The organism is Mitsuokella sp. AF33-22 (genome assembly GCF_003475755.1).
Lineage (GTDB): Bacteria > Bacillota > Negativicutes > Selenomonadales > Selenomonadaceae > Mitsuokella.
Genome location: NZ_QRQA01000022.1, coordinates 1 through 23304, shown reverse-complemented (window position 1 = coordinate 23304; position 23304 = coordinate 1). Strand labels below are relative to the sequence as shown.

General features: G+C 54.5%; 17 protein-coding genes and 1 other RNA gene. 14 read left to right on the top strand and 4 right to left on the bottom strand.

The window, feature by feature from the left end:
- Positions 1-131: 131 nt before the first annotated feature.
- The 6 genes from DWZ54_RS11450 to DWZ54_RS11425 all read left to right on the top strand — a co-directional run bounded on the left by DWZ54_RS11450 (position 132) and on the right by DWZ54_RS11425 (position 7007).
- On the top strand, positions 132-887 hold the full coding sequence (locus DWZ54_RS11450; RefSeq protein WP_118016404.1) for an MBL fold metallo-hydrolase: 756 nt from the start codon (positions 132-134) through the stop codon (positions 885-887).
- A 53-nt stretch (positions 888-940) separates the two neighbouring features.
- A complete protein-coding gene (locus tag DWZ54_RS11445; protein WP_118476463.1) occupies positions 941-2068 on the top strand; it encodes a S1C family serine protease in 1128 nt (375 codons plus the stop codon).
- A gap of 14 nt (positions 2069-2082) precedes the next feature.
- A complete protein-coding gene (rlmH, locus tag DWZ54_RS11440) occupies positions 2083-2562 on the top strand; it encodes a 23S rRNA (pseudouridine(1915)-N(3))-methyltransferase RlmH (protein ID WP_118016405.1) in 480 nt (159 codons plus the stop codon).
- Between the two features lie 213 nt (positions 2563-2775).
- Complete coding sequence (locus tag DWZ54_RS11435; RefSeq protein WP_158573657.1) at positions 2776-3816, top strand: 5-bromo-4-chloroindolyl phosphate hydrolysis family protein; 1041 nt, start codon at positions 2776-2778, stop codon at positions 3814-3816.
- A gap of 5 nt (positions 3817-3821) precedes the next feature.
- Positions 3822-4982, top strand: coding sequence for a toxic anion resistance protein (locus DWZ54_RS11430; protein ID WP_118016407.1), 1161 nt, complete (start codon positions 3822-3824; stop codon positions 4980-4982).
- A gap of 84 nt (positions 4983-5066) precedes the next feature.
- Positions 5067-7007: a penicillin-binding protein gene (locus DWZ54_RS11425; protein ID WP_233541701.1), complete on the top strand. Its 1941-nt coding sequence runs from the start codon at positions 5067-5069 to the stop codon at positions 7005-7007.
- Positions 7008-7012: 5 nt separating this feature from the next.
- On the opposite strand, the gene DWZ54_RS11420 is transcribed toward DWZ54_RS11425, so the two are convergent.
- Positions 7013-8107 (bottom strand): glycosyltransferase family 9 protein, encoded by a 1095-nt coding sequence (locus DWZ54_RS11420; RefSeq protein ID WP_118476446.1) that lies wholly within the window; start codon positions 8105-8107, stop codon positions 7013-7015.
- 182 nt (positions 8108-8289) lie between these two features.
- Between DWZ54_RS11420 and DWZ54_RS11415 the strand changes: the two genes are divergently transcribed.
- Positions 8290-11601, top strand: a complete 3312-nt coding sequence (locus DWZ54_RS11415; RefSeq protein WP_199663389.1) for a DEAD/DEAH box helicase — start codon at positions 8290-8292, stop codon at positions 11599-11601.
- Positions 11602-11702: 101 nt separating this feature from the next.
- Here the strand turns inward: DWZ54_RS11415 and ssrS are convergent.
- A non-coding RNA gene (gene ssrS / locus DWZ54_RS11410) (6S RNA) lies at positions 11703-11875 on the bottom strand.
- A gap of 180 nt (positions 11876-12055) precedes the next feature.
- On the opposite strand from ssrS, the gene DWZ54_RS11405 reads away from it, so the two are divergent.
- Entirely contained in the window at positions 12056-12370 is a 315-nt protein-coding gene (locus DWZ54_RS11405; RefSeq protein ID WP_118476444.1) for a hypothetical protein, read from the top strand.
- A gap of 64 nt (positions 12371-12434) precedes the next feature.
- On the opposite strand, the gene DWZ54_RS11400 is transcribed toward DWZ54_RS11405, so the two are convergent.
- Together DWZ54_RS11400 and DWZ54_RS11395 are read right to left on the bottom strand one after the other, a co-directional pair.
- Positions 12435-13265 carry a Fic family protein gene (locus DWZ54_RS11400; protein ID WP_199663387.1) on the bottom strand — a complete coding sequence of 277 codons (831 nt, stop codon included), beginning with the start codon at positions 13263-13265 and terminating at the stop codon, positions 12435-12437.
- A 320-nt stretch (positions 13266-13585) separates the two neighbouring features.
- Entirely contained in the window at positions 13586-14992 is a 1407-nt protein-coding gene (locus tag DWZ54_RS11395; RefSeq protein WP_233541700.1) for an APC family permease, read from the bottom strand.
- A 412-nt stretch (positions 14993-15404) separates the two neighbouring features.
- On the opposite strand from DWZ54_RS11395, the gene DWZ54_RS11390 reads away from it, so the two are divergent.
- The 6 genes from DWZ54_RS11390 to DWZ54_RS11365 all read left to right on the top strand — a co-directional run.
- On the top strand, positions 15405-16211 hold the full coding sequence (locus DWZ54_RS11390) for a response regulator transcription factor (RefSeq protein WP_158558755.1): 807 nt from the start codon (positions 15405-15407) through the stop codon (positions 16209-16211).
- Between the two features lie 132 nt (positions 16212-16343).
- The gene (locus tag DWZ54_RS11385; protein WP_118014910.1) at positions 16344-17066 is read left to right on the top strand and encodes an urea amidolyase associated protein UAAP1; all 723 of its coding nucleotides are present in this window, start codon (positions 16344-16346) and stop codon (positions 17064-17066) included.
- A gap of 27 nt (positions 17067-17093) precedes the next feature.
- Positions 17094-17747 (top strand): urea amidolyase associated protein UAAP2, encoded by a 654-nt coding sequence (locus DWZ54_RS11380; protein ID WP_118014911.1) that lies wholly within the window; start codon positions 17094-17096, stop codon positions 17745-17747.
- Positions 17748-17763: 16 nt separating this feature from the next.
- A complete protein-coding gene (uca, locus tag DWZ54_RS11375) occupies positions 17764-21345 on the top strand; it encodes an urea carboxylase (protein ID WP_118476440.1) in 3582 nt (1193 codons plus the stop codon).
- A 31-nt stretch (positions 21346-21376) separates the two neighbouring features.
- Entirely contained in the window at positions 21377-22744 is a 1368-nt protein-coding gene (locus tag DWZ54_RS11370; protein WP_118476438.1) for an allophanate hydrolase, read from the top strand.
- Positions 22745-23003: 259 nt separating this feature from the next.
- The coding region (locus DWZ54_RS11365; RefSeq protein ID WP_147369924.1) for a P-II family nitrogen regulator at positions 23004-23304 on the top strand (301 nt) is incomplete at its 3' end.

Genomic DNA, 23304 nt, shown 5'->3' with positions numbered 1-23304 from the left:
TTTTTTTGCCATGTATGCCGTTGGCGAAGATTCTCTCTGGGCCGCGGGCAGGAAAATGGTGTATAATAAATACTGTCAGATTTTTTGCAGATGGTTTACAGAATAGCCGACTAAGATAGGGGAAACAGGACATGCAGGTAGTGGTACTCGCCAGCGGCAGCAAGGGCAATGCCGTGTACGTGGAGATGGATGGGACGAAACTGCTCATCGATGCAGGTATCAGCGCAACGCGCATCAAGAAGCGGTTGGCAGAAGAACAGGTCGATGTTTCGACACTCGACGGGATTCTCGTCACGCACGAACACCGTGATCACATCGCCGGACTGGCCACGTTGTCAAAATGGTACCGCCTGCCCATCTTTACGCGGCGCGGGACCATCGAGCACATGAGCTGCCGTCAGGCCATCCCCGATGACTGCTTTCATCCGATTGACGGGGCTTTCCGCCTCGGGGATTTGACAATCGATCCCTTCAGGATTCCGCACGATGCGGCGGATCCCGTCGGCTACCGCGTCATGGGCTCGCAAAACTGCACACTCGCCACAGACCTCGGTTTCGTCACCTCGAGCGTTCAGGCTGCGATTGACGGGGCTGATGTGCTGGTGCTAGAGGCCAATCATGATCCGGAGGTGCTCAAGCACGGCGATTATCCCTGGGCGCTCAAGCGGCGCATCCTGTCGAATCGCGGCCATCTCGCCAACGCCGATGCCGCCTGGGCACTGGTCCGCATGAAGAAGCGGCCTGAGCATGTATTTTTGGCACATCTGTCGGAGAAGAACAATACGCCGGAACTGGCTTCCGAAACGGTGGCATCCATCCTGAAGCAGCAGGGCGTGTCCCTGGAGCTCAGCCTGACTGCTCAGGATGAGCCGGTGCGCCTGCACTGACGCGATCCGGGCAGATGATTATTTGGAGGATAAGAAAGCGGAGGATGATTCACATGAAGAATATCTTTGCGAACAGGAAGCATAAAAAAGCCGGCATTGCCATTGCAGCCATGCTGGCCATCTCGGCCGTGACCTTTACGGGCTGCTCAGCCGGTACGGCGAATAATTCGTCGTCTTCGGCCGCAGCGACGGAGGCGGCAAAGCCGGCAGCATCGGTTTCGACCGAGGGTCTCTCTGATGCCCGCAACACGCCGGTCGTCCGCGCAGCCAAGGCTGTCGGCCCCACGGTCGTCGGCATCACGAACAAGGCCGTGGCTCGCGACTGGTTCAATAATCCGGTGGAAACAGAAGGTGTCGGCTCCGGCGTCATTTTCCGCAGTGACGGCTACATCGTCACGAACAACCATGTCGTCAACGGCGCGAAGGAGCTCATTGTCTCGCTGCCGGGCGGCAAGACGCTCAAGGGCAAGCTGGTCGGTGCCGATGAACTCACCGACCTGGCCGTCGTCAAAGTGGATGCGACGGACCTGCCGGCTGCGACGTTCGGCGATTCCGACCAGATTGTCGTCGGTGAACCGGCCATTGCCATCGGTAACCCGCTGGGCCTTGAATTCCAGGGCAGCGTGACGAGCGGTGTCATCAGTGCGCTCAATCGTACGCTCGAGACGAGTGATACGCGTCTCAAGCTCATCCAGACGGATGCGGCCATCAACCCGGGCAACTCGGGCGGTGCGCTGGCCAACGCAGACGGCCAGGTCATCGGCATCAACAGCATCAAGGTTGCAGCGAGCGGCGTTGAGGGCATGGGCTTCGCCATCCCCATCAATACGGTGCAGGAAGTCATCAACGAGATCATGGACAAAGGCTACGTCGCCCATCCGTACCTCGGCATCTCGGTCTTTGATCCGCAGACAGCCGCACGCTACGGCTATCAGCTCAACATCGACAAGGGCGTTTACGTATTCAAGGTCGTCATCGGCGGCCCGAGCGACAAAGCCGGCCTGCAGCGCGGCGATATCATCCTCAAGCTCGATGGTGAGGATGTCAACAGTGTGACGGATCTGCGCTCCAAGGTCGCCTCCCACAAGGTTGGCGATACCGTCAAGGCGACGATTGACCGCAACGGCCATGAGCGTGAAGTCGATATCTCGCTCGAAGAGATGCCGCAGGACAATAAGTAAGGCGGCAGCAGCACATGAAAATCACGATTGTCTGCGCCGGCAAAATCAAAGAGAAGTATCTTTCCATGGGAATCGCGGAATTCCTCAAGCGCCTCAAGCCGTTTGCTCAAGTCGAGATCCGGGAAATCCATGAGGAAAAGATGCCGGATGATCCGTCGCCGGCGGAAAAAGAGCAGACGCTCGCACGTGAGGGAGAGAAACTCCTGAAGCTCGTGCCGCAGGGCAGCTACCTGTTCGTGCTCGACGTTTACGGCCGGGAGAAGTCATCCGAAGAGCTGGCCGCCTCCATTGCACAGCTCGGCCTCAGCGGCCGCAGCAGCATCACGTTCCTGATCGGTGGAGCCTTCGGGTTGTCTGAGGAGGTCCGGAAGCGGGCGGATGAGCGCCTGAGCTTCTCGCCGATGACCTTTACGCATCAGATGGTACGTCTCCTGCTCGTCGAACAAATATACCGGGCATTCAAGATCAATCGCGGCGAGAAATATCACTGGTAAAGACCTGCAGGCTTCAGGCTTTGCCGCCAAAACAGGAAAACGTCTCCGTACATCGTTCATGATGTGGAGACGTTTTCTTGTTTCTTTGCCGGAATAGTCGTTTCTGCGGGCGTTTTTTGTTATAATAAAAAATAGACCTTCTTATGATGGAACGGACTTCGTGGTCCAGAGATAAATCAAGGTGGTGACGATATGAGAGGCTTTTTATGGGGCATGTCAGTCTTGTCTTTCCTGATCGGATGCGCGTCGCTGGATGGCGCGGTGGAACAGGGGACACAGGGAGTCTTTTTGTATGCGGGCATGACGGCCGTCTGCATGGTGCTCAGCGTTGCGTTGGGGTATCGGGCCTGGCATTATCGCAGCGGCAGACAGAGATTCCAGGCAAAGCTGCCGCTCAAGGAGCTTTCGGATGATGAAGCCGAACTCGTGGCGGAGAGCTGGCAGAAGGCACTGACGGATTATGACCGCATTGAGAAGGCGAGCCAGACCATCCGTGATGGCGAACTGCGCCAGCAGCTCCTGACCATGCAGCAGATTGCAGCGAACCTGCTTACCTATCTCGAAAAGCATCCGCAGAGCATTTCTGCAGCCCGTCGCTTCATTGACACGTATCAGGACCGGGCGGCGTCCATGGCCGAGGAGTACCATGAACTCGAGAAGACGGGCCTCGATACGGATCAGGTCAATGAGACCAGGGAACACATCAAGGAAACCCTGTCTTCCTTTGATGAAGCTTATGAAAAGGAGTTTGAACGCGTCCTCGGGGAGAAGCTCCTCGACATGGATGCAGAGCTCTCGGTCCTGCAGAAGACGATGGAGGCCGATGGCATTCACAACGCGAGTGCCGGTGACGGACAGCCGGAAGCAAAAGAAGACGGGAGTCTTGTCAAAGGAATTATCGATGGCCTCAAGCCGATGTCGTGCCGCCATGATCATGCCCCGGTGAACCGGGCCGGCCGCAAGCATCCGCGCCGCCGCGCATTCCGCGTGGCTGAGGAGCTGCCGGCTGTCATGCCGCAGGAGCTGCGCTCGGATGTCCTCAAGGAGAAGCTCATCATGAGCGCCCTGGCCATCTTCGGTGGTGCCATTGGCGCGCATAAGTTCTATCAGGGCAAGACGAAATGGGGAATCCTGTATCTCCTGTTCTGGTGGACGGCAATTCCCGGCATCGTGGGTATTTGTGAGGGCGTGCGCTATCTGTTCATGCCGATGGATCATTTTTATACTGAGTATTATCGTGGAAATGGACGGTGACTGTTATGATTAAACCGAATCCGGATTTGGCCGATCTCATGAAGATGCATAAGGACAAGCAGGCGGACGGGCAGCAAAAGGAAATCCCCGTACAGACTAAGCAGGAAATCGAAAAAGCGGTCGATACCCTGTCGCCGGAAGAGCGGGAAAAAGTACAGCAGATCAAGGATCACATCGATTTGACGAATACCGAATCCCTGCTGACGTATGGCGCGCCGGCACAGAAGAAGATAGCGGAGTTCTCCGACAGCGTGCTCGCGCAGGTCCGCACGAAGGACAGCGGCGAAGTCGGGCAGCTGCTCGGCAGCCTCGTGACGCAGGTCAAGGAATACGATGAGAAGAGTCAGGGCGGCTTTTTGCGCAAGGTGCCGCTTATCGGCAGTCTCGTCAACAAGACGGAGAACATCAAGGCCGGCTACGAGAAGCTCTCGGTGCAGGTCGAACGCATTGCGGGCAGCCTCGAACAGGCCAGACTCAAGATGATGAAGGATGTCGTGCTGTTCGACAAGCTTTACGATGAGAACTTCGCCTATTTCAAGGAACTGCAGCTCTACATTGAAGCCGGCGAGGAGAAGGTCCGGGAGATGCGTGAGGTGGAATTGCCGAAGCTTCATGAGCAGGCAGCAGCAGCCAATGACCCGATGGCCGTGCAGGTCGTCGCCGATTATGAGGCCAATGTCGACCGCTTTGAGAAGAAGATCCACGACCTCAAGATCAGCAAGACGATTGCCATTCAGACGGCGCCGCAGATCCGCCTGATCCAGAACAACGATAAGGCCCTCATCGACCGCGTACAGACGGCCATCTATTCGACGATTCCGCTCTGGAAGAATCAGCTTGTCATCGCCCTGGGCCTTTCGGCACAGCAGAAGGTGCTGCGCATGCAGCAGGCGGTCAACAACACGACGAATGAGCTTCTGAAGCGCAATGCGGAGCTTCTGCATCAGAACTCGGTGGAGACGGCTAAAGAAAACGAACGCAGCATCGTCGATATCGAGACGGTGCGCGAGGTCAATGAGAAACTCATCCAGACGATTGAGGATACCGTGCGGATCCAGCAGGAGGGCCGCGCCAAGCGTCAGGCTGCCGAGCAGGAGCTCACGGCCATCGAAGGCAAATTGCGCGATACACTGCTGAAGAACAGCGGCCGCCAGACCAATCAATGAACCCGTGGAGAAGGATTAGACTTGGAGTGAACGAATGAGATGAAGAGGGATAGAAGGGGCAGGATACAAAAGCATATCCTGGGCATGGTCTATATACTGGGGGCGCTTTTTGGCGTCATGGTGCTCCGCTATGCCTGGCTCCAGCTGGTGCAGGGGGACAATCTGGCGCAGCGCATGCGCGAGCAGGTTGGCTCGGATTTTGCCATCCAGTCGCCGCGCGGCACCATCCTGGACCGTAACGGACGCGAGATGGCCGTGAGCGTCATGACGAAATCGCTGTATGTGGATCCCAACCATGTCAAAGACCCCGATGAGCTGGCAGCCAATCTGGCACCGCTCATCAATATGCCGGAACAGGAGATCCTCGACGACATCAATGTCGGCGGCGGCTTCGTCTGGATCAAGCGCCGCATGGAGCATGACGAATACGAGCAGGTCCGCGCGATGATCCGGGAAAACGAATACACGGATTGCCTGGGCTTCCGCGACGAGGCCAAGCGCTACTATCCGAATGATATGCTGGCGGCCAATGTCATCGGCTTCGTGGGCACGGATGACAAGGGCCTTGACGGCATCGAGCAGGGCCTCGACAGCCTGCTCAAGGGCGAGGTCAAGGAGAAATTCCTGACGACGGACCGTCAGAACCGGCCAATCCTCGACTCCATCTTCTCGAGTCAGCGCAGCTATCAGGGGGAATACTGCAAGAGCGTCGAGCTGACGCTCGACAGCTCCATCCAGTTCATCGTCGAGCAGGAACTTGACCGGGCCATGGCAGAAAACAATCCGAAGGGCATCACCTGCGTGGTCATGGATCCCAAGACGGGAGAGATCCTGGCCATGGCTTCGCGTCCGTCGTACAACCCCAACCGCTTCTGGGACTATCAGCCGGAGGTCTGGAAGAACAAGGCGGTATCCTTCATCTATGAGCCGGGCTCGACCTTCAAGTCCGTCGTTGCCGCAGCCGCGCTGCAGGAAAAGGTCGTATCGCCGAATCAGGTCTTCGTCGACCCCGGCTACGTCATGGTTTCCGGCCGCCGCATCCAGAACTGGAGCGGCACGAGCTTCGGCACGGTCACGTTCACCGATGTCGTCAAGCAGTCGCTGAACACGGGCTTTGCCCAGGTCGGCCTGCGCCTCGGCGCGCACAAGCTCACGGAATACGCCAAGCTGTTTGGCTTTGGCACGCCGACGGGCATCGAGCTGCCGGGCGAGGAGAGCGGCCTGCTCTTCAACCCCGATGATATGCGGGATTCCGATACGGCCACGATGTCCATCGGCCAGAGTATTGCCGTTACGCCGCTGCAGCTCGTCACGGCCATGTCAGCCATCGCGAATGACGGCGTGCTGCTCAAGCCGCATATCGTCAAGACAATCACGAATGCCGACGGTTCGGTCTACGAGGAAAAGGGCACGACGGAAGTGCGCCGTACCATCGAGTCGGCCACGGATAAAACGCTCGTGGGCCTCCTGGAGCAGGTCGTCGCGAGCGGCGGCGGCAAGAAAGCTGCCGTCAAGGGCTACCGCATTGCCGGCAAGACCGGTACGGCGCAGAAGATCCGCCCGGATGGCACGGGCTACATGGACGGGCGTTACATCGCTTCGTTCTGCGGCTTTGCACCCGTAGAGGATCCGCGCGTTACGGTGCTCGTCATCATCGACGATCCGGGAACCGGCAATTACTACGGCGGACAGATTGCTGCGCCGGTGGCCAAGCGCATCTTCACGCAGCTCTTCCGCTACATGCACATCGAGCCTTCGAGCGATCCCTTTGCCGGGATGAACCAGAAGGCTGCTCAGGCCAAGCCGAAGACGACGGCCACCTACACCGGTGAAGTGCCGGAAGGCAAGGTTGTCGTACCGGACTTTTCGGGCAAGAGCCTGCGGGAGGCGGCCCAGCTGGCCTCGGAACGCGGCCTGAGCTGTGATCCAGAGGGCTCCGGCTATGCCGTCTCGCAGAACATTCCCGCCAATACGCTCGTGGATAAAGGCACGAGCGTAACCGTTACCTTCCAGTCGGGCGGCTGATGGCATCAGGCTTTGCCTGTGGGATGTTCCAGCAGGTTCAGCAGAGCAGTTTTCACGACAGACGGTTCAATGGCATTCATGCAGGCATTTGTCTTATGCCTGCATTTTGTTTTGCAGCAGGCATGGCAGTCATTGGGCGTCAGGATGAAATGATGGCCTTTGGTCAGCGGCCCGTAGATATCAGGATGTGTCGGCCCCCAGAGTGAGAGCGTCGGCAGCCCCACAGCTTCTGCGATGTACAGCGGGCCCGTATCGCCCGTCAGCAGCAGGTCGGCTTCGTGGAATACGCCGGCCAGCTGCAGGAGATTGGTCCTGCCGGCAAGTGAGAGCGACGGGCGGGAGCCCATGGTCCGCTGCGCTATTTCAATATAGGGCGCGTCTGCCGGCGCGCCGGTGAAGACAATCTGGATGTCAGATGGCAGATCGCTCAGGGTCCTGCCGAAGTACTCCGGCGGCCAGTTCTTGTCCGGCCAGGTCGTGCGCACGTTGACGAGTAGCAGCGGCCGTGCGGGATTATGGCTCACGATGCCGTGCTTTGCAAGCAGTGTTTGCGCAAAATGTATCGCTTCTTCGGGCAGATTCAGCACGAGTCCCGGCCTGAAGTCGCCTGCTTCGATGCCGAGCGGATAGAGTGCCGTCATGTACCGCCGGATCTTATGGCGGTCCGGGATGTCGGGGGCCATCTCCGTCATGAAGAGGAAATTGCCCTCATGGCGCTCATGGATGCCGATGCGACGCGGGGCATGGCTCATATGGGTCAGCAGTCCTGAGAGGAAGAGCCCCTGGATGTCGAGCGCGATATCGAATGTGTACGGTGCCAGCAGCCGGCGTGCCTCCTTCAGCGCATGGTACAGCCTGCGGACATCCAGATGACGGGCCGCGTCATCAAAGGGACGGCGGTCCCAGACGAGCAGGCGGTCGATGTCGGGATTGCCCTCGAGCAGGAGGCTGGCCGGCGGACTGACGAGCCAGGTGATGTGGCAGCTCGGGCAGAGCCGCTTGAGATTGTGGACGACGGACGTGGAGTGGAGCACGTCGCCGATGGCACTGAGCCGCACGATCAGGATACGTGCGTTCTTCGGAAGTTTTGATTCGTTCATGGGATAAGTCCTTTGCTGATTCTTAAAATATGTTACAATGAAAAATGGGCTTTCATTGCAGGATTTCTTTATCTTAATCTTAGCATAGAGAGCCTTGAGAAAAAAGCGTATTCCCCAATGACGGCCCGTTTCTCTTACGGGACCCGGCAGGACGGGTAAAACAGGAAAGAGAGGGAGAACGATTGCTCAGTGATATCCAGATCCGTTCCATTGCGACGGATGCGGCCTATGAGCGTGGCATGCGTTACTTCAGGCAGGGGCGTGTCCGTGAACTCGTGCAAACGGACCATAAGGGATGCCGCTTTTCTGCTGTGGTAGCCGGCAGCCATGACTATGAAGTACATATCGTCCTGACAAAGGATCTGAGCGAAGTCGAACAGTATCATTGCACCTGCCCGGCTGCCATGCGCTATATGGGCGTCTGCAAGCACGTCGTGGCGGCACTCAAGGATATCGAATGTTTCCAGCGGGATTATGCTGCGGCCCACGCCGATGCCAGCCTGCCGGCTCCCTCGGCAAATGGGGAGATGCGCCCAAAGGCGGACGTGAAACAACGCCCGCGCAGCACGGATGGTGCTGGCCGTCAGCTCCTCGAGATGTTTGCGGGCAGGCATGGCGCTTACGCTGCTGTCCAGGATTCCGTCTACCTCGTGCCGCGCCTCTTTGTGGATGGCCGGGCCGGGGATATGACGTGCTGGCTCGAATTCCGTCTTGGCACGGACCGCCTGTACATCCTGCGCGACGTATTCGGTTTCGTGCGGGCTGTGGAAAACGGCCAGGAATGGGAACTCGGACGCCATACGACAATCCAGACTGCCGGTCTGCGATGGGCAGACCGCATTTCAGAGGGCATCTGGCGCCTGATGATGCAGGCCCGGCGCGATGAGCAGAGCCTGGCACAGGGGATAGCGGAGCGGGCTTATCTCAATACCTTCCATCGCAGCCAGTACTTTGAGCATAAGAAATTTTATCTGTCAGCCAGTGCACTGCAGTCGTTTCTCGAGCTCGTGGGAGAGGAGCGATTTGAACTTCATATCTGCGGCAGCGACGCCATTGATGTCTGCCTGTCTGCTGGAGACCCGGAGATTTCGCTGGACGTCATGGCACAGGATGATGGCGGCAGTATCCGGCTGGAGACGGGTGATATGGTGCCCCTTGACAACGATTGCCGCTTCCTTTACCAGGATGGCCGCATTTATCGGGAAAGTCCGGCTTTTTCCCGTCTCATCAAGCCCCTGCTGCAGGCCTTCTGGTCTCGGAGCCTCATTCATCTCGACGCGGCCGACGTATCGCGGTTCTTTGGCGAGGTCATGCCGCAGCTCGATCATGTCATCGAACTCCATGTCGATCCGGTTTTCCAGGAACGCTACTGCCTGACGCCGCTGACGGCGGAGCTTTACATCGATTACGAAGGCGAAGGGCTGGCCATACGGCTGCTGTTCTGCTACGATGACGTGCGCTTCAATCCAATCCTGGAGCAGATGCCTCCGCAGGCAGGCGGCCGTATCCTTGTGCGCAATGAGCAGGAAGAGCAGCGTCTCTTGCAGCAGCTCGCAGCCTTCGGCTTTCATCAGCAGGGCGACCGGCTGGTACAGGAAGAGGAGGAGCAAAGCTATGCCTTTCTCACTGAAGGTCTGCCGGCCCTGCCCGATTGGGTGGAAGTCTTTTACGCCGAACTCTTCCAGAAACGCCCCGTTCGTCCCTTGCCCAAGATCTCAGCCGGCGTCAGCGTCAATGATGCGAATCTGCTCGAAGTGACCTTCAACATGAAGGGCCTCGACTTCGAGGAACTCCTGTCTATCTTGGCGTCCTATCGTCAGAAGAAGCGCTATCATCGTATGAAGGACAGGAGCTTCGTGACGCTGGGGGAACAGCAGCTGCAGTCACTGGCGGATTTTGTCGAGAATACGGGACTCGATAAAAGACATCCGCAGGACGGCAGCAAGGTGGAACTGCCGCTCTCAGAGGCCATGTACCTCGATACGCTGGCCCGGGAGGATGAGAGCCTGCAGCTCGTGCGCAGCCGGCGTTTTCGCGAAATCGTGCGCAATATCCGCAACCCGCAGGACGGCGATTTTGATGTTCCGGAATCCTTGCGCGATGTCCTGCGCGATTATCAGGTCACAGGCTTTGAGTGGCTTTCCACGCTGGCATCTTACGGCCTTGGCGGCATCCTCGCGGATGATATGGGCCTCGGCAAGACACTGCAGGTCATCGCGTTCCTGCTGGCGCGCAAGGATGCATCACAGCCGCCTTCGCTGGTTGTGGTGCCGACGTCACTGCTCTACAACTGGCTTGAGGAAATCCATCACTTTGCACCGTCTCTTTCGGCCTGCGCCGTGACCGGCACGAAGGCAGAGCGCACGGTCCAGCTGGAACGCGCGATGCAGAGCGACGTCCTCGTCACGACGTACAATATGATCAAGCGCGATATCGCACTGTACGGACAGAAGAAATTCCGCTACGTCTTCCTGGACGAAGCCCAGCACATCAAGAACCCTGCCACGCAGAGCGCACGCGCCGTCAAGAAGCTCTCGATGGGCAGCTGCTTTGCGCTGACCGGCACACCCATTGAGAATACGTTGACGGAGCTCTGGTCGATTTTCGACTTCCTGATGCCCGGCTATCTCTTCAGTCACGCGCGCTTCAAGCAGCATTTTGAAGTGCCGATTGTCCGCTCGGAGGATAAGACGGCGATGCAGGAACTCCGGCGCCGCGTCATGCCCTTCATCCTGCGCCGCATGAAGAAGGACGTCCTGCGCGAGCTGCCCGATAAAGTGGAACGGCAGATTGCCGGCGAGATGACGCCGAAGCAGGCGAAGGTCTATCGTGCTTACTTCATGAAAAGCCAGAAAACCTTTGCTGCTGAGCTTGGTGATATGAACAGCGGTGACAATCGCATCCGCATCCTCGCCATCCTCACGCGCCTGCGCCAGATTGCCTGTGACCCGTCGCTCTTCATCGAGAACTACGACGGCGGCTCGGGTAAGCTGGATCTTCTCGAGGAGCTCGTGGCCGACGCTGTGGCTAGCGGCCATCGCCTGCTGATTTTCTCGCAGTTCACGACCATGCTTTCGCATATCGCCGCGCGCCTGCGCCAGCTCGGCCTGGCTTTTCTCTATCTGGATGGAGCGACGCCGGCTCTGGAGCGCATGAATCTCGTCAAGAAATTCAATGATGGCAGCACGCCGCTCTTCCTCATTTCGCTCAAAGCAGGCGGAACGGGACTCAATCTCACTGGCGCCGACATGGTGGTCCATTTCGACCCCTGGTGGAATCCGGCCGTCGAAGACCAGGCGACGGACCGCGCTTACCGCCTCGGACAAAAACGCAATGTGCAGGTGGTCAAGCTCATCATGAAAGACACGGTAGAAGAAAAAATCTACCAGCTGCAGCAGCGCAAGAAATCCCTGATCGACCAGATGATACGACCTGGCGAGAATTTCTTGTCAAAGCTCACCGAAGAAGAGATTCGCGAATTGTTTCGCGGCTGAAAAAAGCGGGCACAAAAGCAATTCCCTCGAGTTGCTTTTGTGCCCGCTTTCTGATACGCGAAGAGGGACTGCCGCAATCCTGTAGCAATCCCTCTTCAAAGCAGGGGTCCAGAGTGCCGTTCGCTTTAAATGCCTAAAACCTGCGAATAGCAGGTGGGTACCTTAAGTCCGGTTTCTGCATTCGCCGAGGCGAACATACGTCGGAATCAAATCAGGTTCCCTAGGAAAAATGTAGGTTAGACACTAATAAAGCTCACGCACACCCCAGGCTTATCCTTCTTTGTATGTATAATATCATAAAAAATATACAGGTGCAAGACTTGACAAATCGGACGGCAAGGCAGGTTGTAGAAAACAGCGAAATCCTTTATAATTATAGGACGGAAACAGGTTTTTAGCGTTCGATAACCGAAAAAAATCGTGCCCATGGCACGCGTAAAAGGAGAAATAAAACATGGCAATTACGTACAGCGTGGCAATCAGCTATCAGAAGGACCTCGGCTGGATTGATTACGACGCCGATCAGAAAAAGGCGACGGTTCATTTGGCCAATGAGGAAGGCAGGAAGCGCGTGGAGGATTACCTCGGCAAGACGCATCAGATCAATGTCCCGCATGAGACGCTGATGGATTTCACGCACGAGACGATTGACCCGCAGGCCGACGTCAAGAGTCTGCAGACGGCCCTGACCCGCCTCTGGGAAGCCACGGATGTCAGCGTTGACTGGAGCCGTCCTGTCGAGTATGTTCGTCTCCATCCGCACTATTGATAAACGAAATTTTATGATGGAAGCCCGTCTTTTTTTGCTGTTGTAATCAGCAGGATAGGACGGGCTATTTTCTATGCCGTGGCGTATTTGATCGCCAATCGTGTATAGCACTTTCCTCATATCTGGCGATAAAGTCTCGCAGGGTTGCGTTCTCGTGGCCGTAGACTTGTGTCAGGAAGGGCACAAGGTTTCGTTTTGTAGCGTATTGGTCGAGAGCGATGTAGTAGGGCAACTGGTTCTCGGCTTTGATGGAGATGGGCAGGAAGCCGCCTGCCATGAGCTGGTAGTTCATGATTATGCGGGATGTCCTGCCGTTGCCGTCCGCGAACGGGTGGATGCGCACAAACTCAGCGTGCGTCCATGCGGCAAACTCTACGGGATGCATGTTCTTCCTGTTGATTGGCATGTCCGCAAAGAAGAACCTGATTTGTTGAAGCATGTCGTATGGTTCGGGCGGACGATGCGACGCGCCGATGATGCGCACGGCATGGGGACGGTAGATGCCGCCTGGTATGATGTTCTGCATCAGGATTTCGTGGATGTCCTTCACGAGTTCTTCATCCAGCGGGCGGGCTTCTCGGATAAGCTGGCGAACGTAGGTAAAGGCGCGGTCGTGGTTCGTGACCTCGTACACCTCACGGAGCTTCTTGCCGCCAATGGAAATGCCGTCATCGAGCAGCACCTTCGTTTCCACAAGGGAAAGCGTATTGCCTTCAATCTGGGTGGAGTCGTGGGCATACGTTATGTCGAAGTCGCGGTTGTAGTTGTCGAGCACGTCAGGCGGCAGTGTGCTGGCGATGCAGGACATATCGGCCTTGAATCGGTCAAGAGACGTGTAGTCGAAGTCGGTCATGGTCGCGTTTCGTCCTTTCAGCGTGATAAAATGGAATAGCATTCATGGGGTGAGCGGCTGGCACTTCTGGTAGGTATACCCCTATTATGATTATGGTGCAACAATCCTATTGAAGTCAATAAAATCTACATCCCATAGGTGAGGCCATGGGATGGGGCAGGGCAGGATTTCCTTTCAGATGGTCTAGGCTGCGATTCCAGGCCCCGTCCGTGCCGAAGAATGGAACAAGGTAATGCGGAAACAGTCTGATCTTGAACGGGCAGCCGTGGTATTATAGGGAAAACTACTGATTTCATAGAAAAATCACCTGTAAGGGCAGCAGTATGACTGCTCGATTTACAGGTGATTTTTGTTTTCATGGATTATTTATTCGGGTGGAGTTCTTCCGGATGGCGCGTCAGGTAATAGGCTGGATTTTCCATTGCCATGACCTGGGGAAGTGGTATGTGGCGAAAGATTGGAAGATGCAGGTGATAGCGGACCCAATAAAGTGCCCAGATGCCGATAGCGAGGAAGAGGGCAAATGTGAGCTTGAAGATCAGCATCCGCTCATCGGGATCGGTCGAAATGTAGTAGATCATATATATCGTCGCAATGATGCCGATTGCCTGGAAAAGTGGGAAGAGTGGCATCTTGAAGCTGCGCGGTGCCTGTGCCATTTTCTTGCGGAGAATGATGACATTGACGTGGCAGATGATATAGGTGACCATCCAGAAGAGGGACGAGCAAAGAATCAGGAATGTAATCGCTTCACCACTGCTGATATCGGTCGTCTCAATCAGGATTGTCGCGATACCAAGCAGCCAGATGATGAGGTATGGCGCGCCATATTTGTTCTTTTTCTGAAAGATGGCAGGCAAGAGACGGATTTTTGCCATGCCACAGCAGATTTCTGCGACGGAGCAAATGATTGAGTTCTGCGTGCTGACAGCGGCAAAAAGGGCAGCGACGATCATCCACCAGCGACCCGGTTCACCGAGGAGCGCTGTCGCGTAGAGAAGGTGCGGGGAGTCGTCTGCGCCGACGGCAGCCCAAGGGGTATAGTGGGAGAAGCCGAGAACCATGACACATTGGATGATGCCCATGATTGCGAGGGAAATGATCATCGCGCGAGGGACATTGCGCTTCGGGTTCTTCATATCCTTTCCCAAGGGTACGATGAACTCAGAACCGATGAAGAGCCAGAATGCGGTCGTCATCAGCGGGAAGATATCACCCGGAGAAAAGGATAGGACAGGCGGCTGATTGACCTCGATACCAGTACCAAGTCCCAGGGCGCCAATCAGGCCAAGCAGAAAGAGAGAGATAACCATGAAGGATGCGATGACGGTCTGTACAAGAGCCGACATCGTCATACCGCGCAGGTTGATGAAAATCAGCACAATCGTCAGTGCGACGCTGTAGACCGAGGTCGGAATGTCGCCGCCGATAAAGTTTGCCATGACGTTTGCAAACATTGCACCCTCGGCAGGTGCCGCAAAGACGTTGCTGATGATGTAGCCACCGACCATGACGACGATTGTTACGAATGGGCCAAGGCCGACGAGCGTGTACTGGGCGAGACCGCCGGTAAGGTTTGGCATCAGGGCATTCAACTCTGCGATGGAACCTGCGGCCATCATATTCACCATGCACACAAGGATTAGAGCAATGATGAACGTGATACCGACTGTGCTCGCCCCTGAAGCGAGCGGGATAAAGCAGCTTGTCGCGATAATCATCCCGATACCGGTTGACACTGCGCCAAACAGGCTGATTTTGTTTTGCATGCGCGTTTCCTCCTCCACTAATGGATTGTGGCAGGAGTAAATCTCCTGCTTCGTTATGAAGTGATTATTCCACATTGTCTCCTTTTTCACAATGGGGAAAAAGATGCGATATACTGCTACCAAAGCATACTTTTCTGCTACTAAAGTACACCTTGTTCTCAGTCGAAAGAAGATAGGAAAAGAAGATTGGATGAAGTGTTTCAAAAAAAGTAGACTTTCGTAGTAGATGGTGCTATTATATCTTCATATAACAGAAATATGTTTCTTCCACAATGGAATAGAACAAAATCTGGCGCGAAAGCGTCTGGCAATGGTGCCGCATAGGGATGGGTGCAGTGATATGCTGCAGACGTCTCCTGTGCGGCTTTATTATTTTTGTATGGAAGCAACTTCTTATCAGGAGGGATTTACAATGCTGAAGGAATCTGAGTGGCTGACAGTCAACAATGTTTTGCTGGAACTTTATGCACAGGAAAATCTTGCGCAACTGACAAACAAGCTGATGCGCATTATCCGCATACTGATTCCATATACAAAAGGATTTCTTCTGCTGCTTGATGAAGAGGAAAAGGTTGACCGGGAAAATAGTGTCTTCTTCGGAATGTCAAACGAGGAAATCCGACAATACCTGCATACTTATTATGAAAAGGACTACATGCGTTATGTCGGCGATATGGCACAGGAGACAACGGTTTATCGGGATACGGACATCATCGACAACAGTATTCGGCAGAAGACGGAGTTTTATCAGAGCTTCTTGAAGCAGGCGGATATCCCCTATGGATGCGGACTGATGATTCAGCATGGAGGAAAGAAAATTGCAGCTTTCAGCCTTTTCCGGAGAGCACAGCTCGGCAATTTTACGCAGCAGAATATCGAGGTTCTCTCTGTTCTTCGGAAACATATTGAAAATATGCTGATTCGTGCGATGGCACCATCAAGAGAGCAGGATTTCAGGGAACGTGTCGCTTCTTTCGCAAAAGCCTATCATCTGACGGGCCGAGAGGAAGAGGTACTCGCTTTGATGGCGGAAGGACTCTCAAACCAGGAAATCTGCCAGATACTTGTCGTCAGTCTCTCGACAATCAAGAAGCACATCTACAATCTTTTCAGTAAGACAAAAGTCAACAGCCGCATGCAGCTCTTGCATCTTTTGATGCAGGGCAGGTGTACGAAAGTAGAAGAAGGTGCTACTTTTGCGGCAAAGGAAGCGATTTAAATCCCCTTTTCGGACCATAGAAAGGGTCTCCTAAACGGATTATAGTCTAGGTATGAAATGTGACAGAAGGAAAAAGCCCGACGGCTTTTGATTCTGATCCAGCCTGATAATCCGAAAGGGAGGCCTTTTATTATGCAGAAGATTTTTTCCAAAACCTTTCATCCTGGTGAAAAATGGTCTAGTCCAATTGGGCGTAACCGCTACCTTCATTTCAAGGCACTTGGCCCGAATGCAAATGTCTCGCTCCTTTTATATAACCTGCATGATCTGACAGAGCGCTACAATATGCCGGATACGCTGAAAGCACAGTTTACTGCGCATCTTACGGCGGGAAATGTTCTGATGAGCGATAATGGCCGCGTGCTTGCAAGTATCACGCAGGACAGTCTCGGTTGGCACGACTCCATCTCTGGTTGGACGACACGCATGATGACAGATGAGAAATACGGCAAGACGAGCTATCAGGAAAACCGTAACGACTATTATCGCGCTGGTGATGAGAACTTCAAAGTTGAGCTCGTGCGCAATGGTCTTTCGACACGCGACCTCGTTCCGTGTGTTAACCTCTTTTCAAAAGTATTTGTCAAGGATGATGGCAGTATGCACTATGATACCGAATGGTGTCCCAAGGATGCGACGGTAACACTTCGCACGGAGATGGATGTCCTCTTGATTGTGTCGAATACGCCGAATCCGCTTGATCCGACAGAAACGTATCCATCAGTACCAATTGAGCTCGATGTGTTCGAGGCTCCACCGGCAGATCTGATGGATCCCTGCGTACAGCATCGTCAGGAAAACTATCGTGCCTTTGAAAATACCTGGGATTACCTCAATCTGATGGGGTTGAAATAACGAACGGAAAGATAAAGGAGGAGCAACATGTACGGACTCATTGAAAAAGAAAGCGACTTAAAAGTAGAAGATGCCATCTATGATGAGAGCATTGGTGCTGGGCTTGGCTGGATTCATGAGCTGAAGAAGGGGCAGTCATTCCGCATCGTCGACATCGAGGGCAATCAAGCAGTCGATACTACGTTTTACGATGCGCACAATGTCGAGGATCACTACGGGGCTATCACGACGATTACGGCGCAGAAGAATATCTACCTGACAACGGGCAGTATCCTTCGCGCAGAGTCGGGAAAGCCGCTACTCGAGATCACAGCGGATTTGACGGGACGTCATGATACCCTAGGGGGGGCGTGTTCGTCGCAGAGCAACACGGTACGCTACTCACGTGATAAACGCTACATGCAGAGTTGCCGCGATGACTTCATGTTGCAGCTTGCAGAAAATGAGTGCTTCGGGATCAAGAAACGCGATCTTGCCCCGAATATCAATTTTTTCATGAATGTACCGGTCACCGAGGCCGGCGGGCTGAAGTTCGATGATGGTGTATCATCGCCGGGCAAATATGTCGAGATGAAGGCTCTTGAGGATGTCGTCATCTTGATCAGCAACTGTCCGCAGCTTAACAATCCGTGCAATGCCTACAACCCGACACCAGTAAGACTGCTGATTTGGGATGAATGAGAAGGAGGGCGTCTGAATGTTTACCAAAGTTCTGATTGCAAATCGCGGTGCTATTGCAACGCGCATTGAGCGCACACTCCGGAAGATGGGCGTGAAGTCTGTCGCCATCTATGCGACGGCTGACCGTGATAGTCTGCATGTCAGCGAGGCCGATGAGGCCGTTTCGCTTGGTGATGGCACGGTCAAGGAGACGTATCTCGATGCGGAGAAAATCTTGAAGATTGCAAAGGAGACGCATGCTGAAGCTATTCATCCTGGCTATGGATTTCTCAGCGAGAATACCGACTTTGCAAAAGCCTGCGAAGATGCCGGCATCCGCTTCATCGGGCCGACGGCAGAGGAAATCCAGCGCTTTGGTCTGAAACATTCGGCGCGTGCCCTGGCAGAGTCCGCGAATGTCCCACTCCTGCCGGGCACAGGTCTTTTAAGCGGCCTTGAAGAGGCCGTGAAGGAAGCAAAGCGGATTGGCTATCCGGTCATGCTGAAAAGCACGGCAGGTGGCGGTGGTATCGGTATCCGTATTTGTGAAAACGAAGAAGACTTGCGTCGTGACTACGATGCGGTAAAGCATCTTGCTGCCGTGAACTTCAAGGACAGTGGTGTATTCCTTGAAAAATATGTCCGCCGCGCGCGTCACGTCGAAGTCCAGATTTTCGGCAATGCAGAAGGCGAGGCCGTTGCAATCGGCGAGCGTGATTGCTCCGTGCAGCGCCGCAACCAGAAGGTCGTGGAAGAATCGCCTGCGCCGAATCTCAGTGACAATGTGCGCCAGAAGATGTATCAGGCAGCGGTGAACCTTGCGCATGCAGCTTCTTATCGGAATGCCGGAACAGTAGAGTTCCTCTATGATGAAGAGAGCGAAGGTTTTTATTTCCTTGAGGTCAATACGCGTCTGCAGGTCGAGCATGGCATCACAGAGGAAGTCATGGGCGTCGACCTTGTTGAGTGGATGATCCGCGAGGCAGCTGGAGAGCTCCGAGATTTAGCGAGTAAAATAGGCAAACCGAATGGCCATGCAATCGAGATCCGTGTTTATGCCGAGGACTGCAGCAATGATTTCCGCCCGAGCAGCGGACGCCTTGACGACTGCCGCTTCGACCCAAAGGCGCGTGTCGAGACTTGGGTGAAGCCGCATATCACGATTTCACCGCTTTACGATCCGATGCTTGCGAAGATTATTGTTCATGAGCCTACGCGTGAGGCAGCCGTGAAAGAGATGCAACGTGTCATAAAGGCGACGAAGCTTTACGGCGTTACGACGAATCTTGAATATCTTTCCTCACTCTTTCAGGAGAAATCATATCAGGAAGGGAAGCTCTTTACAAAGATGCTTGATACCTTCCATCCGGAGGAGCATGCACTCGAGGTACTCGACGGCGGTATTCAGAGCACGGTGCAGGATGCCAAAGGAATGCTCGGCTTCTGGACAGTCGGTGTGCCGACATGCGGTGCGATGGATGCTTACAGTTTTCGACTCGGGAACAGACTTCTCGGAAATGATGAGAATGCGGCCGGCATCGAGATGACGATGCGCGGCGGCAGCTATCGCTTCCGTACGACGACGACGTTCTGCCTGACGGGCGCTGAGATGCATGCTACGCTCGACGGAGATAGCGTGCCGCTTTATCAGGCAACGAATGCATCGCCAGGCAGTGTGCTGAAGCTCGGCACGGCAAAACAGGGCATGCGTACATATCTCCTCGTCGCGGGCGGCCTCGATATACCGAAGGTCATGGACAGCACGTCGACATTTGTCGATGGAAAGTTCGGCGGGCATAATGGCCGCGCGCTTCGCACAGGTGATGTCTTGAATCTTACCGACAAATGTCTGACAGGCTCGATTGACTCCTTCCCTGAGGAGTATGCACCAAAGATCACAAACCATTGGACGCTTGGTGTACTACCCGGTCCGCAGCCGACGGAGGAATATCTCGCCGCTTCTTATCTGACCACCCTCACGAGTGCCGAATACACCGTAAATTTCGACAGCGCCCGCACCGGTGTCCGTCTGAATGGACCAGTGCCGGAGTGGTCACGAGAGGATGGCGGCGAGGCGGGACTTCATCCGTCGAACATACACGATAATGCCTATGCCATTGGCACACTCGATCTCACCGGCGATCAGTCCATCCTGCTCGGCCCGGACGGACCGAGTCTTGGTGGCTTCGTCTGTCCGGTGACACTTGCTAAGGCCGAGCTCTGGAAGATGGGCCAGCTTCATCCAGGTGACAAGGTCCATTTTCAGCTGCTAAATGAGGCGCAGGCAGCAGAGCTTCGCGAGGCGCAGGAGAAAAATATTGCTTTTGACTATACTGCCGTCACGCTGCCAGCGCCGGTAAAGGTCAATGCGATAGATGCAATCCTCGCACAAGGCATGGCCGATGATCTTCCATATGACATCCGTCTCGATGGTGAGGAAAACATCCTCGTCGAGATTGGCAAGATGGAGCTTGATATCGCTCTCCGCTTCTGCGTCCATATTTTGATGGAGACGCTGAAGACAGAAAATCTTCCAATCATCGACATGACGCCAGGCATTCGCTCCCTTCAAGTGCATTTTGACTGTAGTAGAATCACGGCACGCAAGATGGCAGAAAAAGTCGAAAAGCTCCTCTTGAGACTCGGTGATATCGACGATATCGAAGTCCCGTCGCGCATTGTCTATCTCCCGCTTTCCTGGGATGATCCGCAGACACAACTTGCTGCAAAGCGCTATCAGGAGACCACGCGTCCTGATGCGCCATGGTGTCCCAGCAATCCTGAGTTCATTCGCCGCATCAATGGCCTTGCGAGTATTGACGACGTCCGGGATATCGTCTTCCAGGCAGATTATCTCGTACTTGGTCTCGGCGATGTCTATCTCGGTGCACCGGTCGCGACACCAGTCGACCCGCGCCAGCGCCTTGTCACGACGAAGTACAACCCGGCACGTCCATGGACGCCAGAAAATGCCGTTGGCATCGGTGGTGCATACCTCTGCGTCTACGGTATGGAGGGGCCTGGCGGCTATCAGTTTGTCGGCCGTACTATCCAGATGTGGAATTCGCTGCAGACGACGAAGTACTTCTCAGAAGGCAAGCCATGGCTCCTTGATTTTTTCGATCAGATTCGCTTTTTCCCATGCTCCGCGGATGAAATCTTACAGTATCGCGAAGACTTTTTGCGCGGCAAGTACGATATCCGTGTCGAAGAGACGACGTTCAGTCTCGGCAAATACAAGGAATATCTCACATCAATCGAGGATAGCGCGAAGGCATTCAAAGCGCATCAAGAGGCAGCTTTTGAAGCAGAGCGTCAGAGGTGGCACGAGCAGGGGCTTGATACCTTCGTATCCGATGTCCCAGAGTCGGTGCATAATGAAGTCGAGCTCAAGGACAGCGAAGACGGCATCCCCGCCAATGTCCCAGGCAGTGTTTGGAAGGTAGAGGTAAAGGAAGGCCAAAAAATCACCAAAGGAGATACGCTCTTTGTGCTCGAAAGCATGAAGATGGAGATTCCAATTACGGCGTCAGAAGATGGCGTGGTGTCCCGCATCTTCGTTGATTCCGGCAGTCCAGTCAATGCAGGCGATCTCCTCGCTGCTTATGAGGCAGGATGAGATGATCTCTACGCACTGGAGGAGGTATCTGATGAAGAACAATGTACCAGAAATACTGACAATCCCTGCGTTAAAAGCAGGGTACGAGCACAAGGCCTTTACGCCGGAAGATGTCCTTTCTGCCATCCTTTCCCGCGTAGAGGCGCATAAAGACAACCCAATCTGGATTACGCCGCCAGAAGAAAAATGGATTACGATATACCTCAGAAGGCTCCCGCCGATGGATTTTTCGAAATATCCGCTGTGGGGAATCCCATTTGCAATCAAGGATAATATCGACCTTGAGGGAATCCCTACGACCGCCGCCTGCCCTTCGTATTCCTATACGCCGGGGAAAAGCGCGTTCGTTATCGATCGACTGATCAAAGCCGGTGCAATCCCACTCGGCAAGACGAATCTCGATCAGTTTGCAACGGGCCTTGTTGGGACACGCAGTCCGTATGGCGAGGTGCAGAACGCCTGGCAACCGGAATGCATCAGCGGCGGTTCGAGTTCCGGCAGTGCTGTCAGCGTCGCACTCGGGCAGGCAGCGTTCTCTCTTGGTACCGATACAGCAGGTTCAGGGCGTGTGCCGGCGATGCTGAATACCCTTATCGGCTACAAACCACCAATCGGTGCGTGGTCCAGTGCCGGCGTCGTGCCAGCCTGTCAGAGTCTCGACTGCGTGACGGTTTTTGCACACTCGCTTGAGGAGGTAGAAATCGTCGACCAAGTAGCGCGTGCCCTCGATCCGGTCTGTGTTTGGTCAAGAGACCTTCCGCTCAAGGTGAAACGTCTGCCGGCAAAGATTCTGCTCCCAAAGGATATGCCGACATTCTACGGACCTTGGGCCGAGAACTACCAGATAAAGTGGATGCATGCACTCCGTCTTTTAGAGCAATCTGGAAGCAAAATCGAGTGCATCGATACCAGCTTCTTCTCAAAGGCTGCAAGCCTTCTTTACGATGGTGCCTATGTGGCAGAGCGTTGGGCAGATCTCGGCGAATTCGTCACGGCTCACGAGGAGGATATCTTTCCCGTTACGAAGAATATCCTCAAGAGCGGTGGGCGCGAAGCGTTGAGCGCTGCAAGGCTTTTCAAGGACTTCCATCAGTTGAGTATTTACCGCAAGCAGGCAAATCAGCTGCTTGAGAACGCCGTCCTAGTGCTCCCAACTGCTGGTGGTTCGTTTACGCGGGATGAGGTGCGGGAAAATCCCGTCGAGACAAACAGTCAGATGGGTCTTTATACGAACCACTGTAATCTTCTTGACCTCGCAGCAATCGCAATTCCGGAAAACAGCGAAGACCACGACCATCCATTTGGCATCACCTGTTTCAGCCTTCATGACCAGGAGCAATTTATCCGCGCATTGGCAGGAGAATTCCTGAAAGCAAACGGTGCCGAGAAGGGCGAATGAAATATTCTGTATACATGCTGGAAATAGGCCGTTTCAGAAGAAAAGAAATAGACGTTATGACGTCATGATGGTAAAATGTAAAAGTCGATAATAGGAAATATGCAGTTTATTTATCGTGACAATCAAAAAATCTGTAAAGGCTGTTTTGCGACAATGGTGCCGCATACGATATCGGACCTGCACGAGCGTGCATGTATCTGGCATCGTATGCGGTTTTTGTTTGAAAGCTGCCTGTTTTAGTACAAAGGAGTTATCAATCATGTCATCTGAGTTAGTCCGTATTGAAATCATTGCCGCACAAAACAAGAGTACCGCTGTCGTCAACTGCCTGGAAAAGCTTGGAGTCGGCGGCGTCACGATATTTCAAGCACTCGGTTCTGGAATCCAGAAAGGGACATTTGAGTATGAACCGGAGGAAAATAAGGAGATCCGTCTCCTGCCAAAAGTACTTCTGCTGGTAATCTGTGAAAAAGAGCAGGTCACGGCGATTGTTGATGCTGTGAAAGTCGAGCTTTATACCGGTTGTTCGCGTCGGGTGAAATTCGCCAAATTGCGTCGGT

Excerpts from the sequence above, each read along its gene's own strand:
- DWZ54_RS11450 (WP_118016404.1), top strand. The coding sequence starts at position 132 with ATGCAGGTAGTGGTACTCGCCAGCGGCAGCAAGGGCAATGCCGTGTAC.
- DWZ54_RS11445 (WP_118476463.1), top strand. The coding sequence starts at position 941 with ATGAAGAATATCTTTGCGAACAGGAAGCATAAAAAAGCCGGCATTGCC.
- rlmH (WP_118016405.1), top strand. The coding sequence starts at position 2,083 with ATGAAAATCACGATTGTCTGCGCCGGCAAAATCAAAGAGAAGTATCTT.
- DWZ54_RS11435 (WP_158573657.1), top strand. The coding sequence starts at position 2,776 with ATGTCAGTCTTGTCTTTCCTGATCGGATGCGCGTCGCTGGATGGCGCG.
- DWZ54_RS11430 (WP_118016407.1), top strand. The coding sequence starts at position 3,822 with ATGATTAAACCGAATCCGGATTTGGCCGATCTCATGAAGATGCATAAG.
- DWZ54_RS11425 (WP_233541701.1), top strand. The coding sequence starts at position 5,067 with ATGGTCTATATACTGGGGGCGCTTTTTGGCGTCATGGTGCTCCGCTAT.
- DWZ54_RS11420 (WP_118476446.1), bottom strand. The coding sequence starts at position 8,107 with ATGAACGAATCAAAACTTCCGAAGAACGCACGTATCCTGATCGTGCGG.
- DWZ54_RS11405 (WP_118476444.1), top strand. The coding sequence starts at position 12,056 with ATGGCAATTACGTACAGCGTGGCAATCAGCTATCAGAAGGACCTCGGC.
- DWZ54_RS11400 (WP_199663387.1), bottom strand. The coding sequence starts at position 13,265 with ATGCTATTCCATTTTATCACGCTGAAAGGACGAAACGCGACCATGACC.
- DWZ54_RS11395 (WP_233541700.1), bottom strand. The coding sequence starts at position 14,992 with ATGCAAAACAAAATCAGCCTGTTTGGCGCAGTGTCAACCGGTATCGGG.
- DWZ54_RS11390 (WP_158558755.1), top strand. The coding sequence starts at position 15,405 with ATGCTGAAGGAATCTGAGTGGCTGACAGTCAACAATGTTTTGCTGGAA.
- DWZ54_RS11385 (WP_118014910.1), top strand. The coding sequence starts at position 16,344 with ATGCAGAAGATTTTTTCCAAAACCTTTCATCCTGGTGAAAAATGGTCT.
- DWZ54_RS11380 (WP_118014911.1), top strand. The coding sequence starts at position 17,094 with ATGTACGGACTCATTGAAAAAGAAAGCGACTTAAAAGTAGAAGATGCC.
- uca (WP_118476440.1), top strand. The coding sequence starts at position 17,764 with ATGTTTACCAAAGTTCTGATTGCAAATCGCGGTGCTATTGCAACGCGC.
- DWZ54_RS11370 (WP_118476438.1), top strand. The coding sequence starts at position 21,377 with ATGAAGAACAATGTACCAGAAATACTGACAATCCCTGCGTTAAAAGCA.